We start from the raw sequence: 16,045 nt of genomic DNA, 5'->3' as shown, positions 1-16,045 counted from the left end.
CCCGAACGTCGTCTCCTCGGCCCCGGGAACGGCCGGTGGCTGAAGCCCTCCGAAAGCCCGGCCGCCGCCAGTGGGTGCTGCTGCTCGCCATCCTGCTGGCGGGCCTGAACATGCGCCCCATGGTCACGAGCATGCCGGCGGTGCTCGACGACCTGCGCGCGGCGCTTGACCTGTCGCCTTCGGCGGCAGGCCTGTTGATCGCCCTGCCCACCTTCTGCTTCGGGGCCTTCGGCATTGCCGTGCCGCCGCTGCTGCGCTTTGCCTCGGCCCAACGCCTGATCGTGCTGGGCCTGCTGACCCTCGCCCTGGGGATCGCCCTGCGCGGCTTCATGGGCGCCTTTGGCCTGTTCGCGGGAATCTTGATCTCCAGCGCCGGTATCAGCGTCATGATGGTGCTGGTGCCGGCGATCGCCAAGCAGGCCTTTACACAGCGCATCGGCCCCATCATGAGCCTCTACACCATGGCCTTCTGCCTGGGGGCGGGCATGGGCGCCGGGCTGTCGGCCCCCATCGCCCGCCTGCCCTACGGCGACTGGCGCTGGGGCCTGGCGGTCTGGCTGCTCCCCGCGCTGGCAGGAGCCTTCTGCTGGCATCGCACGCGCGTCGCGCCGCTGGAGGCCCCTCCGTCGACGCAGGGCGGCACAACGCTCATGCATGCGCTGCGGCGCGACCCCCTGGCCTGGCAGGTCACCCTTTTCATGGGCCTGCAATCCGGCCTCGGCCACAGCGCCATCGGCTGGATGCCCGCCATCCTGATCGATCGCGGCATGCATCCCGTCGAGGCGGGCGCGGCCTTGTCGGCCGCCCTGATGGTGCAGTTGCTCTCGACCTTTGCGGTGCCATGGCTGGCGTCGCGCAGCCGCGACCAGCGCTTGGTGGCGAGCGTGGCGGTCTCTCTGCTCCTGACGGGGCTGATGGGCATCATCTATGCGCCACCCGCCACGGCGTGGGTCTGGATCATGGTCGGGGGACTGGGCATGGGCGGCACATTCAGCCTGGGCCTGTCGCTGATGGTGCTGCGCACTCGCACCCCGCTGCACGCCACCGCGCTCTCGGGCATGGCGCAAGGCGTGGGCTACATCATCGCGGCGGCGGGCCCCTTCCTCGTCGGCGTGCTCTACGAACACAGCGGCGGCTGGCATACGACGGGGATGTTTCTGCTGGCCACCTGCCTGGTGGCCTGGCTGATGGCGATGGGGGCGGGCCGCGCACGCTATGTGCTGGACCCGAAGGAGTGAACGACATGGGCACCGACATGAGTTCCGCAAGGCCTTTGTCACCTCTGTCCGCAGCCGACCTGGAGGATCTGCGCCTCGCCCGGCGCCTGCTTGAAAACCCCGGCCTCACGGCGCGCATGACCAATGCGCTGGGAGCACCCATCGAGCGCGGCCTGCGCGCCCTGCCCAAGGACTGGAACGCCCGCATCGACGCCATCGCCCGCGCCGCCTTGACCCGCGCGGCCGACGCCGCGCTGTTCACCCTGAAAGACCGGCCCGGAGAGGCCTCATCGCGGATCTGGCACAAGTTCGGGGCCGCCGCCAGCGGCGGCGTGGGCGGCTTCTTCGGGCTGGCCGCGCTGACCATCGAACTGCCGGTCTCCACCACAGTCATGCTGCGCTCCATCGCCGACATCGCCCGCGCCGAGGGTGAATCCATCTCCAGCGCTGGAACCCGCGTGGCCTGCCTCGAGGTCTTTGCCCTGGGCGGGCGTTCGGGATCGGACGACGGGGCCGAGAGCGGCTACTTCGCCGTGCGCGCGGCGCTGGCCAAATCGGTCACCGACGCTACCCAGTTTCTCGCCGCCCACCATGTCGCGGCCGAGGGCGCGCCTGTCATGGTCCAGCTCATCACCCGCATCGCCAAGCGCTTCGGCGCGGACGTGACCAGCAAGGCCGCCGCGCAAGCCGTCCCCGCCATCGGCGCCATCGGAGGAGCCGCCATCAACCTGGCCTTCATCAATCATTTCCAGGATATGGCGCGCGGACACTTCATCATCCGGCGCCTCGAGCGCGCCTATGGCGCCGAGACGATCAAGCGGGCGTATGAGGAGCGGCCCTAGCGCCCTTCAAGAGGCGCAGGACCCAATCCCCGTGGCGGGCAACCGCCGGCTGAATGTCATCGAGGCGGGCGAGCTCGAAGCCGCTGAATTCGAAGCCCGGCGCGACCGCGCACCCCACCAAGGCATAATCGCCTCGCTGCGCGAGCTCGGCGGCAAACCAGAGGCCCGCCGGCACGACCGCCTGGCAGGCGGCCCCGGGCTGCACTAGCGGATCTCCCAGGCGATGAGTCACCAAGCCGCCATCGGGTGCCAGCACATGCAGATCGAGCGGGCCGCCCGCATGAAAATACCAGGTCTCGTCCGCGTCGATCCGGTGCCAGGCCGAGCATGCGCCCTCGGCCAGCAGGTAATAGATCGAGGTGACGGCCGCACGCGAACCGCCCCGAAATGGCACCTGCAGGCCCGACCGGAAGACCTCGCGGTAATACCCGCCTTCAGGGTGGGGCCGCAGCCCCAGGCCATCGACCAGGCCGCGCCAGGGAGCCGCGTCGCTCATGCGTCGTCGCCGTCGAGGTGGAATTTGTGGAGCAGGCGATGCGCCACGGGCGCGAGGACCACGCCCAGGGTCGCCATGAACACCAGGCCGACAAAAATACCGTAAAAGGAAAAGAAGATCTTGCCGCCCACCGTCGCCGGCAGGATGAACGGCCCGATGCCCGCCACAATCAGGGCAGCGTTCAAGACCGCATCATGCCAGGTGATGGTCTCGAACCACATGTTTCCCACCACCCCCAGGCACAGGGTGCTGAAGATCAGCACCAAAGCGTAGAAAACGTGGGACAGCACCCGACGCAGAAAATCCCGCAGGGGCAACAAATCATGTTTTCTGGACTCGTACACCGCCTTACCCCCGTCACGCGCATGATGGATGGCGACACCATACCAGAAACAATGCCGCAAGAGCCCTCTGCGCGGATGACCATGGCGCGGCGGCGCCCCGCGGCCTACAATTCCCAACTCCGACACCTCTATTACCGACCCGACACCACGCCATGATCGACTTCATCGACCTCAAGACCCAACAGGCCCGCATCAAAGACCAGATCGACACCCGCATCGCTCGTGTCCTGGCCCACGGCCAGTACATTCTGGGACCCGAGGTCGCCGAGCTCGAAGAACGCCTCGCCGCCTTTGTCGGCGCCCGGCACTGCATCAGCTGCGCCAATGGCACCGACGCGCTGCAGATCGCCCTGATGGCGCTGGGCATCGGCGTGGGCGACGAGGTCATCACCCCGGGGTTCACTTATATCGCCACCGCGGAGACCGGGGCGGTCCTGGGCGCAAAGCCCATCTACGTCGACATCGACCCCCGCACCTGTAATCTCGATCCGGCCAAGCTCGAGGCGGCCATCACGCCGCGCACCCGCGCGATCATTCCGGTCTCCCTGTACGGCCAGTGCGCCGACATGGATGCCATCAACGCGGTCGCCCAGGTCCACGGCATACCGGTGATCGAGGATGCCGCCCAGAGCTTTGGCGCGACATACAAAGGACGCCCTTCCGGCAACCTCAGCACCATCGCCTGCACCAGCTTTTTCCCCAGCAAGCCGCTGGGTTGCTACGGCGATGGCGGCGCCCTGTTCACCAACGACGACGAGCTCGCCACCGTCATCCGACAGATCGCCCGCCACGGGCAGGACCGCCGCTATCACCACATCCGGGTGGGCATGAACAGCCGCCTGGACACCCTGCAGGCCGCGATCCTGCTACCGAAACTGGACATCCTCGCCGACGAGATCGCCCTGCGCCAAGACGTCGCCGCCCGCTACAATCGCCTACTGGGCGCGGCCGGCATCGCCACCCCGTATGTTGAATCCCACAACGTCAGCGTCTGGGCCCAATACACGGTGCGCGTGCCCAACCGCGACGCCGTGCAGGCGGCCCTCAAAGAGGCCGGGGTGCCCACCGCCGTGCACTACCCCATCCCCCTGAATCTGCAACCCGCCGTGGCCGATCCGGATGCCCGGCTGCCCGAGGGCGACGCCGCCGCGCGCGAGGTCCTGAGCCTGCCCATGCATCCGTACCTCGCCGAGGAGCAGGCACAGGCCATCACGCAGGCCCTGGAGGCAGCCACCCGGGCCTAGCGCCTTGTTTGCCTGACACGACGGCCTGTCCTCCGCCAGCGAAAAGGCGCTGGCCACGGACCTCAGCCGCTCACGATCTATCGGGCCGGCGGGGGCAATGGGTCAGGCGACCCTCAGGACCCCGAGCCGCCCAGCGACTTGCCCCCATCCACGAACAGCACCTGTCCGGTGATGAAGCCCATCTGCGGCCCGGCCAGGAAGGACACCGCGTGCGCGATGTCCTCGGGCGTGCCCGCGTGGCCGGTGGGCTGCAAGGCCAGTTGCGCCGCGAGACGCTCGGGCGTCAGGGCGCGCAACATGGGCGTGTCGATCAGACCGGGGGCAATGGCGTTCACCAGGATGCCCTTTTCGGCGAGTTCCATCGCGCTGGCGCGGGTGTAGCCCACCAGCGCGGCCTTGGAGGCCACATAGTGTGCATGGTGGCGCGCACCCAGATAGGCGCGCGAGGCGATGTTCACGATCTTGGCCCCCGGTGCCATCCGGGCCGCGGCGCGCTGGGTGAGCGTGGCCGCGGCGATCAGGTTCAATTCCATCATCCGTCGAAAATCATCCTGGCCCACGTCAAAGAACTTGCGTTCGTCGAACAGGCCGGCGCTGTTGACCAGCGCCGAGAGCGGCGGCAAGCCGTCAATCAGCGCGTCGACCTGCGCTTCGCTGGTCAAGTCCACCACGCGCGGCTCCACCTCGAGCCCCTCGTGTGTCAGGCGCTCGGCAAGCGCCCCCAGCGCCGCCTCGCCGACGTCCACCGCCACGACGGCGAAACCGTCTTGCGCCAGGCGCCGGACGATGGCCTGACCCATGCCGCCAGCCGCGCCGGTCACCAATGCCACTGCTGTCATATTCATCCTTGTTTCAATAAAAACCCTCACGCGCCTAAGTACGCGCGTCGCACCGCCTCGTCATCCTTCAGGTCCGCCGAGGCGCCGTTCAGCACCATCTCGCCGTTCTCGAGGATATAGGCGCGGCTGGACACCGACAGGGCCAGCTTGGCGTTCTGCTCGACCAACAGGATGGTGATGCCCTGTTCGCGGTTCAGGGTCCTGACCGTATCAAAGATCTGCTCGACCACCAGCGGCGCCAGGCCCATCGACGGCTCGTCCATCAAGATCATGCGTGGCCGCGCCATCATCGCCCGCGCGGTGGCCAGCATTTGCTGCTCGCCTCCGGACAGGGTGGCGGCCCTCTGGCCGATGCGCTCGCGCAGGCGCGGAAAGATATCGCACATCGCGTCCAGGTCCGCGGCGACCGCCGCGCGGTCCTTGCGCGTGTAGGCGCCCATTTCCAGATTCTCGCGCACGCTCATGTCGCGAAAAATCTCGCGCCCCTCGAGCACCTGGATGATGCCGCGCTGGACAATATGATCGGCCGACAGCCGGTCGACGGCCTCGCCGTCGAAACGCACGTGGCCGTGCGTCGCGCGCACCAGGCCGGAAATCACGTTGAGGGTGGTGGACTTGCCCGCGCCATTGGCCCCCAGCAAAGCCACGATCTCGCCCGTGGCCACCTCGAGCGAGACCTCGTGCAGCGCCGAAATATTGCCGTACGAGGCGGACACGGATTCGACCGACAGAAACGGCTCACTCATGATCGGCCCCTTTGCCCAGGTAGGCCTCGATCACGCGCTCGTCGCTGCGGATCTGCGCCGGCGTGCCTTCGGCGATCTTGTGGCCGAAGGACATCACGGTGATGCGGTCCGATATCGACATGACGAGCTGCATCACGTGCTCGACCAGGAGCACGGTGACGCCCTCGCGCGTCGCAAGCTCGGAGAGGATGCCGTCAAGCTTGTCGATCTCGCGGTTGCGCAGACCCGCCGCGGGCTCGTCGAGCAGCAGCAAGCGCGGCTTGATGGCCAGCGCACGCGCCAGTTCGAGCATTTTCTGGCGCCCGAAATCCAGGCTGTTCGCCTTGGCGTCGAGGACGTCGACCAAGCCCACACGCTCGAGCAGATGATGGGCCAGCTCGCGATTGCCGGCCGCCGGGCGGCGCAGCAGGCGGCCCAGGCCCCGGGCGCCATAGGCGTACGTGCCCAGCAGCACGTTCTCCTCGACCGACAGCTCGCCGAACAGCTCGAGATTCTGAAAGGTGCGGGCGACCCCCAGCGCGGCCATGTGCGCGGCCCCATGGCGCGTGATGTCCTGGCCCTCTAGGGAAATCGAGCCGCCCGTGGGGTCGTAATAGCGCGAAATACAATTGAACGTCGTCGACTTGCCGGCGCCGTTGGGCCCGATCAAGGCATGGATCCGCCCCCGGCGCACCTGGAACGACAGGTCGTCCACGGCGGTCAAGCCGCCAAAGCGCACCGTCAAGCCATCGATGGACAGCAGGGCCTCGTCGCTCATGCCCGCGTCCCTCCGGGCGCCCCGCCATCGGCGGGCGCCGTCTTGCGCGGCCGCCGGCCGCTGAACAGCCCGCGCGGCGCAAACATCATGAAGCCGATCAGGATCAGGCCGTAGATGATTTCCTGAAAGGACAGCACCTGGCGCAGCAGCTCGGAGAGCAGGCCGAAGATCACCGCCCCGATCACCGCGCCGCGCACCGAGCCAATGCCGCCCACCACGATCATGATCAGAATCAGGATCGTCGTCCAAAAGCCCAGGCTCTCGGGATGGATGAACGAGGAAAACGTCGTGTACAGGCCGCCCGCCACCCCCGCGTAGGCCGCCGAGCACATGAAGGCCACGCGCTTGATCACATTGGCGTTGACGCCCATCGCCTGCGCGGCCACCTCGCTCTCGCGCACCGCGCGAAAAGCGGACCCGAGCTGCGAACGCGACAGCCACACCGTCGCCCAGAGCATCAGGGCGGCACCGGCGATGACAAAGGGGTAGGCCCGCAGGTCCGAGGTAAGCTCGAAACCGAAGAACTGCGCCGGCGACATCTGATAGCCGTTCGAGCCATTGGTCACCTCGGTCCAATTCAGGAACACCCACTGCATGGCCTCGCCAAAGGCGAAGGTCGACAGGGCCAAGTAGATATCCCGCATCCGGATCGCCAGGGCGCCCAAGAGATAGCCCAGGACCGCCGCCACGACGCCCGCGGCCAGCACCGAGAGCGCCAGATTCAGGTGCCAGTTGTTGTTGAGGATGCCCGCCACATAGATGCCGATCCCGTAGAACGCGGCGTGCGAGAGCGCGAACTGCCCGGTCTCGCCAATCACGATGTGCAGCCCGAGGGCGAGCACGATATAGATCATCAGCAGGTTTATGATATACAAAATATATCCACTGGCGACGAAGGGCAGCACCGCCAGCAAGACCGCGGCCAACACGAGGGCCCATTTGTCGACGTTCATCTTCATACTTTCTTGACCTGCAGCTTGCCGCCGAGAATCCCCTGCGGGCGCACGATCAACACGATCAGGATCGCCAGGAAAGGCGCCACCACGATCGCGTTGGTCGAGATGAACAGCCCCACCAGATTTTCCACCACGCCGATGATGAAACCACCGACGATCGCACCGGGGATGCTGGTGATGCCGCCCACGATGGCAGCCGCAAAGGCGAGGATGGCGATGTGGCCGATGTCCGGCGTGATCAGGATCTTGGGCGTGATCAGGATGGCCGACACGGCCGAGATCAGCCCCGCCAGCGCCCAGACCAGCACGCGGATGCGCACCAGGCTCACGCCGACGATCTGCGCGGCCTTGGGATTCATGCCGACGGCCCGCATGGCCTTGCCGACGCGCGTGTGATTGAACAGGCCATACAGGGCCAGCATGACGGCCACCGCCGTGAACAGGATCATCAAGTCCAGGCGCGTCAGCACCGCGTCGCCGATCACCACGGCATCGGGCGGGATCAGCGACGGCAGCGACCGCGGCGCATCCCCCAGGCCGGTCTGGCGCACCGCGCCCTTGAGCACATAGGCCAGGCCCAGAGTCGCGATCACGAGCTGCACTCCCAGCCCCTTGGCGGCGATGACTCTCTCCATCACCACCCGCTGGAACAGGGCGCAGATCACCGCCACGGCGGCCAAGGTCGCCGGAATGACCAGCGCATAGTGCCAACCCAGCACCAGAATCATGAACAGCGCCACATAGCCGCCGACCATGAAAATCTCTCCCTGCGCGAAATTGGGCACGTCGGTCGTCTTGAACACGATCACGACGGCCACCGCCAGCAAGGCATAGACGCTGCCGGTCACGAGGCCGGACAGCACCCCTTGCTGCACAAAGAGCCAGACATCCGAGACACTCATGCGACGCTCCGCGACCACCGTCCGCCGACGGCCGGCCGCTGCATTCCCTCACGCGACACCACGGCCATCACTTGCCCGCCGTGTACGTCCAGGCGCTCTTGAAGATACCGGGGATCAGGTCCCTGTTCTGGCCGTCGAACTTCATATAAATGGCGGACTTCTGCGCGGCATGGTCGGTCGGGGTGAACTCGATCGGGCCGGCCATCACACCGGTGTCCAGCTTGAAGTTCTGCAATGCGGCCAGGACCTTTTCACGTGTCGGCTCGGGGCCCGCGTCCTTGAGGGCCTGGACGACAGTCATGGCCGGCGGCAGGCCATAGGCCATGTAGCTTTGCGGGTGCCCGGGCTTGGCCGCCAGGTCCGGGTAGTACTCCTTGTACATGTCGTAGACCCACTTCATCTTGGGATCCGATGGCAGCCCCGCCACCACGTCCTGGATGTAGAAGTTCTTGAGCGCGGCCGCGCCGCCGACATTCTCGACCAGTTGCGTGAGGTCGGCCGTGCCGTTGACGGTCAGCACGATGGGCTTGTCCCAGCCCAGCTCATGCGCCTTCTTGATGATCAGCGCGGCCGGACGGGCGTAGGTCGTCAACAGCAGCACATCGGGATTGGCGGCGCGCACCTTGAGCATCGGCGCGGTCACGTCGTTGATGCTCGAGTTGATCGACTGCACGCTGAGCGAGACGCCGTCGTGGCGCTTGGCCTGGAACTCGGCGGCCGTCCGGTTCCAGCCGCCATAGGCGTCGTCATGATTGATGTAGCCGATCTTTTTGGCCTTGAAATGATCCACCGCGAACTCGACCACCGAACCGCCCACCGCGTACTGCGAGATCGAGAAGGCTCCATAGATGTACTTGGAGGGCGGATACAGCGCGCCATCGCCCGAGGCGTTCAGCATGAGAAAGGGGACCTTGGCGCGTTCGACGTACTCCTTGGCCGCGACCACCGCCGCCGAGCACGAACCGCCGTTGAGCAGGAACACATGGTCCTGCTCGACCAGCTTCTTGACCGCCGCCACCAGGTCGTTGGCGTTGCAGCGCGTGTCCTCGATGACCAGTTCGATCTTGCGGCCGTGGATCCCGCCTTCCTTGTTGATCTTGTCGTAGTACATCTTGGCCGCGTTGACCACATCGAAGCCGTAGGCCATGCCGCTGCCCGACAGCGGCGAGAACAATCCGATCCGGATGGTCGTGTCGGTGATGCCGGGCTCTGCCGCCTGTGCGGCCTGTCCCAGGCCCAGGCCAACCATCGCCATGCCCACCGCCGCCCGCCTGATTGCGTTGAATTTCATCTGGACTCCTTGCTGTGATTGACAAGCGCGCCCTCGACCTTTCATGTATACATGAAGAATGATATCGAAGGATTTCCCGGGAAAACCCTCATGCTTTTCCCAAGCAGTTCTTGATATCAGTTAATTATGCATACCGGCTTCTCGCCAGGTTATCCGTGTTTGCCCTAGCCCCTGGCGTGAAAGAAACACCTCTATTAGTCCACCTTTTTTATGTATACAATATTCTTATGAATACATTAGCCGACCACGTCACTGAAACGCTCAGAAGCTGGGTCCTCCAAGGCATCCTGGCCCCGGGCGAGCGCCTCGAGGAAATACCGCTGGCCGGAAAGCTCGGCGTCTCGCGCACCCCCATCCGCGCCGCGCTCGCGAACCTGGGCAACGAAGGCTTGCTCGAGCATCAGCCCAAGCGTGGATACACCGTACGGGTCTACCAATACGAGGACATCATCGGCGCCTACGAGGTGCGCGCGGTCCTCGAGGGGCTCGCCTGCCGGCGCGCGGCCCAGAAAGGTCTCTCGAGCCTGGCGATCAGCAGACTCAAGGCATGCCTTGCCCAGGGCGACGCCATCCTGGGCAAGGGCGAGCTCCTGCCCGCGGACCACCAGCCCTATCAGCAAATGAACATCGCGCTGCATGACACCCTGCTGAAAGCCGCCGAAAACTCCTGGGTCACCCGCTTTGCCACCCAGGCGCAGACCGCGCCCTTCGCATCCGACCGGATCATGCTATGGGACGACCATGGCGTCATCCTCAGATCCCACAACGACCACCACCGCATCGTCGCCGCCGTCGTCGAGCGCGATGGCGCCCGCGCCGAGCAACTCATGCGCGAGCACGTCTATTACGCGGGACTGTTGCTGCGTGACAACTATGAGCGATTGAGCCAAAAAACGCCGCCAGGCACCGTGGCGATGTAAACAGGCGGGGCGCCGCCGCACCACCGCGCACGGGCTCGGACCCATGGTCCAGGCGGACAATGTGATCACCCGCATCCAGCAGATCGGCACTGCCGCCGCCAGCAAGGAAGTCATCGTGCACAGCTTTTCCAGCCATACCGACAGCGCGATCGTGGAATGGGCGCAGCGCGAGGTCATCAAGACCCCCCGGCACGTCGCCGAGCCGGCCATCCGCTCGCTGGACAGCTTCGACGTGCGCGACAAGCTCAGCCGCCTGACCGTGCCCACGCTGATCATCGTCGGCGAAGAGGATGAAATCACGCCGATCGCCTCGTCGCAATTCCTGCATGACGCCATACCAGGATCCGAACTCCACATCATCCCCAAGGCCGCTCATTTTCCGATGCTCGAACGCTCTCATACGTTCAACCAGACAGCGCTGGCCTTCCTCGACAAGATACCGTACTAGAGCCCCCTAGATCAGGTCGTGCGCGCGCAGCTTCTTGTATAGGGACGTCCGGTCGATCCGGAGGATGCGCGCCGCGCGGGACTTGTTCCCCTGCGCCTGAGAGAGTGCGTGGACGAGGGCGGTCCGTTCAGTCGAGGACACGGCCTCGTGCAGCGTCCCGCTCTTGGGTGCCATCGAGATCGGACTCTGCCGCAGCGGCGGCAGATGCCGGCACAACAGGCGGTCCCCATCCAGCATCGTGACGGCGTGCTCGAGCGTATTCTGCAATTCACGAATATTGCCGGGCCAGTCATGCGACTTCAGGTGCTCGATCACCTCGGGCGCCACGCCGACCTCCATCGAATTGTTCTTTCTGCGCAGCCCCAGCAAGATGTGCGCCACCAAGGCGGGGATGTCCTCGAGGTGCTCCCTGAGCGCCGGTACGGCGATCTGAAAAATATTCAGCCGGTACAGCAGGTCGAGGCGAAAGCGTTCCTCGGTCACACGGCGATGCAGATCCCGGTGGGTTGCGCAAATCACGCGGACATCAATGGGTATTGGCCGCGAGCCGCCGATCCTCACGATCTCGCGCTCTTGCAGCACGCGCAGCAGCGCGGACTGCATCTCCATCGGCATGTCGCCGATCTCGTCCAGGAATATGGTCCCGCTGTTGGCGAGTTCGAACTTGCCCGGCTGGCCCTTGGGGCGCGCGCCGGTGAATGCCCCGCCCTCGTATCCGAACAGCTCGGTCTCGAGGAGGGACTGCGGAATCGCGGAGCAATTGATGTGGACGAACGGCCGTGCCGCGCGGCTGGAGGCCGCATGGATGGAATGGGCGACCAGCTCCTTGCCCGTCCCGGATTCCCCCACGATCAAGACGGTCGCCATCGTCTGGGCCGCGCGAAAGATCTTGTCGCGCAAGGCAATGATCGGCTTGCTCGCCCCGACGATGTCGCCCCCGGTGTATCGCGCCATCCAGTGGTAGGGCTGCGGAGCGCTGCCGCTGATGTCGATCGAGAACAGGCGCCTCGCCAGGGCGATGATCTGTTCGGCCTCGGTAAAGAGCGCGATGCCGACCGCCCCGACGACCTCATCGCCATACCGGATGGGCACCTGATTGACCAGCAGACGATGGCCGCGCACCATCAACGTCTGATTGTGAGTCGGCGGCGCTCCGCGCGCGACATGTGGCAAGGGGGTATCAGGCGAAATCACCGAGGTCACCGGCGCCCCGAGGATCGCGCTCTTTTCCATGCCGAGCAGGGCACAGTACTGATTGTTGATGTAGGTGACCCGCCCACTCTTGTTGATGGCGATCAGGCAGTTGGGGATGACGTCGAGGATCTTTTCCAGCAGAACGATCATGCCATTCGTGCCGACCGGGGCTTCCGGCTCCATGCCATCGTTCTGAAATTCCACTCCCGTCTCCGTGCATGCGCCGACTTGGCCTTTCGATGATACAGAATCGTGGCGGGCGCGGGTGGCACCGATGTCGCAGCCCGCATAAGCCCGGCCAATCCCGGCCACAGCGGCATGGTTGCGGGGCGTTCCGCCCGGGCTCCATTAAACGCCCAGGTAGGCTTCCCTTACCCGCTCGTCCGCGAGCAATTCCTCGCCGGTGCCGCGCAGCGCAATCTCGCCAGTTTCCAGCACATACCCGCAATCGCTGATCTGGAGCGCCATCTCGGCGTTCTGCTCCACGAGCAGCACCGTGACCCCCTTTTCATTCACCCCCATGATCTGCTCCATGACATCCTCCACGATCTGCGGCGCCAAGCCCATCGACGGCTCATCCAGCAACAGGAGCCTGGGCTGGGCCAACAGCGCACGCGCGAACGCGACCATCTGCTGTTCGCCGCCGCTCAAGGTTTGGGTCAACTGATGCCTGCGCTCCGCCAGTCGCGGAAAAATCTCGTACATCCGCTCGATGTCCCGCTTTATGGCTTTCTTGTCAGTGCGCACCAGGGTTCCCATCAACAGGCATTCGTAAACCGTCAGGTTCTGGAATACCTTGCGCCCCTCAGGCACTTGTACGATGCCCCTGCGGATGACTTTATGCGGTGGCAAGCCGGCGATGTCCTCATGGTCCCACTCAATACTTCCTTCCCTGGGCGATATCAGCCCGCAAATGGTATTCAAGGTCGTGGTTTTTCCGGCGCCATTCGCGCCAATGAGCGCCACGATGGCTCCATCGGGGATATCGAATGAGACTCCCCTCAGCGCGGCGATCGACCCATATTCGACCTTGAGATTCTGTACACGGAGCATGGTGATCTCCTATTCAGCTCGTCGCGGCCTGTGGGCCGGGCCGGGCACCCCGCCCTGCTCGGCCGACACGCTTGCCCAGGTAAGCCTCGATCACATGCTCATTCTCGCGGACCTCTGCGGGCGTGCCATCCGCAATCACACAGCCATGATTCAAGACCGTAATACGCTCGCAAAGACTCATCACCATCTTCATATTGTGTTCGACGATCAACACGGTGATGCCCCGCTCGCCGATTTCTTTGATGTACCGAACCAGCTCACGGGTTTCCCCATGGTTCATGCCGGCGGCCGGCTCGTCCAGCAATAAAATCTTTGGATCGCTGATCAGCCCCCGCGCAATCTCGAGCAGCCGCTGATGGCCATACGAAATATTCTGGGCGCGCTCATCCGCAATATCCCGCAGCCCGACCGTGGCAAGGGCGGCACGCGCCTTTTCCTCAATCCGCGCCTCCTCGTTCCTCAGTCGCCGCCCTCTGATCAGCGACGCCAGGATTCCGGACCGCTCCAGGGGATACCCGCCGATGATGCAGTTCTCGAGCACCGACATATTGTTGAACAGCTCGATGTTCTGGAAAGTTCTCGCAATTCCGTGCTCTACCCTCCGCACACATCTCACGCCGGTCATGTCCACGCCATTCAGACGGACGTGCCCGCTATCGGGACCGATCACACCCGTGATCAGGTTGAAGATCGTGGATTTTCCGGACCCATTCGGGCCGATCAAACCATGGATGCTGCCGCCCGCCACCGCAAACGTCACATCATTGACCGCAACCAGTCCGCCAAAGCGCTTGGTCAAGCCCCTCACGTCCAGCAACATGTCCATGCTCACCGATCCTCCCCGGCCCGAGCCCCGTCCACGGAGAGCCGCCGGTGAATGATCCTCCTCACGGCGCCACGCCAAACGTCGGCAAGCCCACCCGGCAGCGCCACCATGAACCCGATGATCAGGCCGCCATAAATGACCAGCCGGTATTCCGCCAGAAAACGCAGGAATTCCGGCAGCAACCCCACGAACGCGGCGCCGATGATGGCTCCACCGAGAGATCCCAGGCCGCCGATCACCACCATCACCACCAATTGCACGGATGCCTCAAAGCCGAAATAGTGAGGATTGATGTAGCTGACGTAGCTGGCATACAGGGCACCCGCCAACCCGGCGCAGGCCGCACCGATCAAGAATGCAATCGTTTTGACCTTCGCCGGACTAATCCCGTACGAGGTGGCTGCGAGCTCGTTCTCGCGCACCGCCCGCATGGCCCGCCCCCAGCGCGATTTCATGATGCGCGCGAGAGAGAACCACGTCAGGAAAAGCGCGATGGACACCAGGACATAAAAACTCTGATCGGTATCGAGGACGAAGCCGCCAAAGCTCGGCGGCTGTATGCCGAAAATCCCATAGGCCCCGTTTGTCAACTGCTTCCAGTTGCTGATCAGGATCACAATGATCTCGCCGATCACCAACGTACCCACGGCTACATAGTGTCCTCGCAAACGGAATATCGGCAGGATCAGAACCGCAACCAAAAGCGTGACCAGGACGGCTAGCGCCACGGTAAGGACAAAGGGCGTGCCCCAAGCGTTGCTGACGATGGCGTAGGCGTACGCGCCAACGCCGAACAAAGCTCCCTGCCCGAACGAGAAAATGCCCGTATAGCCCACGATTACCTGCAGCCCCAGAGCCGCGATGGCAAACAGGCACGCAATATTCATGATGCGCAGCGCATACACATCAAGCCCAACGACACTCAGCACCCAGAGCGCGGCAATCGCCACCAGGGCGGCGGGCCGCACCCACCCTGAGACGACCTGCGTAAACAGCCTCAGTTCCAGTCGAGTCAGAATCCTCGGGCTCTCGCTGATGCCCCGCCCTTGCAGTCCCTTGGGCGCAAAGAAAATCATCAGGATGACGAGCAACAGCCCATAAAGGATTACGTTCTTGTACTCTGAGGATATGAGGCCGGCACCGAACGTTTCCAGCAGCCCGATGATCAGGCCGCCCGCAACCGTGCCGATGATGCCGAACCCTCCGATCGCAGCCGCCGCAAAGGACTTGATCAGCACGGCCTGGCCGAGGCCAAATGATGCGTAATACAAAGGGGCGATCAGGACGCCCGCCGCGCCCCCGAGGCCAGCGCTTATCCCAAAGGTCAGCGCCACATTCACATTGCGATTCATCCCGTACAACTGCGCCGTGTTCGGGTCGAGGGAGGCGGCGCGCCATGCGATGCCCATCCTCGTCCTGCGCAGGAACCATTGCAACGCCACCATCAGCAGAAAACTCAGGAAAATGATCCAGAGATTGATCGGCTCGACACGCACGCCGAACAAGGAAACGGGGTCGCCGAGATCCAGCGCATACTTCAACGGCTCCCTGCCCCACAGGATGATCGCGGTGGCCTGCAGCATGACGGAAATGCCCAGCGTCGCAATCAGCAGATTCAACAATGGGGACTTGCGGCGCAGCATGGGCCGCAGGATGGTTCGCTCAATCAGAATCCCGGTGAGCGCCAGCACCAGGGTCGCGCTCAAGAACGCATACAAGAACTGCACGCCCAGGGTCGTGACGAGCGTGTAGCCGAGCAGCGCCCCCAGCATGACCATCTCGCCATGAGCGAAATTGAACAGCTCGGTTGCGCGCAGCGTGATGGCAAAGCCCAGCGCAACCAGGCTGTAAATACATCCTATCGTGACGCCCGATATGAACAACTGTACAACCGTCTGTGCTTCCATATCCCGTACTCGCCGAGAATGGCAGCCCCGCATCCTCTAACCAGGAACGCCGGGGCTGCACAT

General features: G+C 64.4%; 17 protein-coding genes. 5 read left to right on the top strand and 12 right to left on the bottom strand.

Annotated elements, in window-relative coordinates; all coding sequences use genetic code 11:
- Nucleotides 1-35 precede the first annotated feature (35 nt).
- Both ABS761_RS10635 and ABS761_RS10630 read left to right on the top strand, forming a co-directional pair.
- Nucleotides 36-1,238 carry a CynX/NimT family MFS transporter gene (locus ABS761_RS10635; protein WP_350408290.1) on the top strand — a complete coding sequence of 401 codons (1,203 nt, stop codon included), beginning with the start codon at nt 36-38 and terminating at the stop codon, nt 1,236-1,238.
- 5 nt (nt 1,239-1,243) lie between these two features.
- Complete coding sequence (locus ABS761_RS10630) at nt 1,244-2,059, top strand: EcsC family protein (protein ID WP_350408289.1); 816 nt, start codon at nt 1,244-1,246, stop codon at nt 2,057-2,059.
- Here the strand turns inward: ABS761_RS10630 and ABS761_RS10625 are convergent.
- Nucleotides 2,031-2,555 (bottom strand): cupin domain-containing protein, encoded by a 525-nt coding sequence (locus tag ABS761_RS10625; RefSeq protein WP_350408288.1) that lies wholly within the window; start codon nt 2,553-2,555, stop codon nt 2,031-2,033. The two genes, ABS761_RS10630 and ABS761_RS10625, sit on opposite strands and share 29 nt — an antisense overlap.
- Nucleotides 2,552-2,959 (bottom strand): two pore domain potassium channel family protein, encoded by a 408-nt coding sequence (locus ABS761_RS10620; protein ID WP_350408287.1) that lies wholly within the window; start codon nt 2,957-2,959, stop codon nt 2,552-2,554. Before ABS761_RS10620 ends, ABS761_RS10625 begins: the two co-directional genes overlap by 4 nt.
- 92 nt (nt 2,960-3,051) lie before the next feature.
- Here ABS761_RS10620 and ABS761_RS10615 point away from each other — a divergent pair, with 92 nt between their 5' ends.
- Nucleotides 3,052-4,143: a DegT/DnrJ/EryC1/StrS family aminotransferase gene (locus tag ABS761_RS10615; RefSeq protein ID WP_350408286.1), complete on the top strand. Its 1,092-nt coding sequence runs from the start codon at nt 3,052-3,054 to the stop codon at nt 4,141-4,143.
- 113 nt (nt 4,144-4,256) lie between these two features.
- On the opposite strand, the gene ABS761_RS10610 is transcribed toward ABS761_RS10615, so the two are convergent.
- The 6 genes from ABS761_RS10610 to ABS761_RS10585 all read right to left on the bottom strand — a co-directional run bounded on the left by ABS761_RS10610 (nt 4,257) and on the right by ABS761_RS10585 (nt 9,634).
- A complete protein-coding gene (locus ABS761_RS10610; protein ID WP_350408285.1) occupies nt 4,257-4,988 on the bottom strand; it encodes an SDR family NAD(P)-dependent oxidoreductase in 732 nt (243 codons plus the stop codon).
- 20 nt (nt 4,989-5,008) lie between these two features.
- The gene (locus ABS761_RS10605; protein WP_350408284.1) at nt 5,009-5,728 is read right to left on the bottom strand and encodes an ABC transporter ATP-binding protein; all 720 of its coding nucleotides are present in this window, start codon (nt 5,726-5,728) and stop codon (nt 5,009-5,011) included.
- Nucleotides 5,721-6,485 carry an ABC transporter ATP-binding protein gene (locus ABS761_RS10600; protein ID WP_350408283.1) on the bottom strand — a complete coding sequence of 255 codons (765 nt, stop codon included), beginning with the start codon at nt 6,483-6,485 and terminating at the stop codon, nt 5,721-5,723. The genes ABS761_RS10605 and ABS761_RS10600 overlap by 8 nt, the downstream gene beginning before the upstream one ends.
- Nucleotides 6,482-7,438: a branched-chain amino acid ABC transporter permease gene (locus tag ABS761_RS10595; protein WP_350408282.1), complete on the bottom strand. Its 957-nt coding sequence runs from the start codon at nt 7,436-7,438 to the stop codon at nt 6,482-6,484. The genes ABS761_RS10600 and ABS761_RS10595 overlap by 4 nt, the downstream gene beginning before the upstream one ends.
- 2 nt (nt 7,439-7,440) lie before the next feature.
- Nucleotides 7,441-8,343 (bottom strand): branched-chain amino acid ABC transporter permease, encoded by a 903-nt coding sequence (locus tag ABS761_RS10590; protein WP_350408281.1) that lies wholly within the window; start codon nt 8,341-8,343, stop codon nt 7,441-7,443.
- Between the two features lie 67 nt (nt 8,344-8,410).
- Nucleotides 8,411-9,634: an ABC transporter substrate-binding protein gene (locus tag ABS761_RS10585; protein WP_350408280.1), complete on the bottom strand. Its 1,224-nt coding sequence runs from the start codon at nt 9,632-9,634 to the stop codon at nt 8,411-8,413.
- A gap of 227 nt (nt 9,635-9,861) precedes the next feature.
- Here ABS761_RS10585 and ABS761_RS10580 point away from each other — a divergent pair, with 227 nt between their 5' ends.
- Nucleotides 9,862-10,554, top strand: coding sequence for a GntR family transcriptional regulator (locus ABS761_RS10580; protein ID WP_350408279.1), 693 nt, complete (start codon nt 9,862-9,864; stop codon nt 10,552-10,554).
- 43 nt (nt 10,555-10,597) lie between these two features.
- Complete coding sequence (locus tag ABS761_RS10575) at nt 10,598-11,002, top strand: alpha/beta fold hydrolase (protein WP_350408278.1); 405 nt, start codon at nt 10,598-10,600, stop codon at nt 11,000-11,002.
- Nucleotides 11,003-11,008: 6 nt separating this feature from the next.
- On the opposite strand, the gene ABS761_RS10570 is transcribed toward ABS761_RS10575, so the two are convergent.
- From ABS761_RS10570 to ABS761_RS10555, 4 genes are all read right to left on the bottom strand, one after another.
- Nucleotides 11,009-12,400, bottom strand: coding sequence for a sigma-54 interaction domain-containing protein (locus ABS761_RS10570; RefSeq protein ID WP_350408277.1), 1,392 nt, complete (start codon nt 12,398-12,400; stop codon nt 11,009-11,011).
- A 144-nt stretch (nt 12,401-12,544) separates the two neighbouring features.
- Nucleotides 12,545-13,249, bottom strand: coding sequence for an ABC transporter ATP-binding protein (locus ABS761_RS10565; protein WP_350408276.1), 705 nt, complete (start codon nt 13,247-13,249; stop codon nt 12,545-12,547).
- A gap of 13 nt (nt 13,250-13,262) precedes the next feature.
- Nucleotides 13,263-14,081 (bottom strand): ABC transporter ATP-binding protein, encoded by an 819-nt coding sequence (locus ABS761_RS10560; RefSeq protein ID WP_350408275.1) that lies wholly within the window; start codon nt 14,079-14,081, stop codon nt 13,263-13,265.
- Nucleotides 14,078-15,982 (bottom strand): ABC transporter permease, encoded by a 1,905-nt coding sequence (locus ABS761_RS10555; protein ID WP_350408274.1) that lies wholly within the window; start codon nt 15,980-15,982, stop codon nt 14,078-14,080. The genes ABS761_RS10560 and ABS761_RS10555 overlap by 4 nt, the downstream gene beginning before the upstream one ends.
- Nucleotides 15,983-16,045: the final 63 nt, after the last annotated feature.

The sequence above is a fragment of the Castellaniella sp. GW247-6E4 genome (assembly GCF_040276065.1).
Taxonomy (GTDB): domain Bacteria; phylum Pseudomonadota; class Gammaproteobacteria; order Burkholderiales; family Burkholderiaceae_B; genus Castellaniella.
This window is presented reverse-complemented; position numbering and strand designations above follow the sequence as displayed.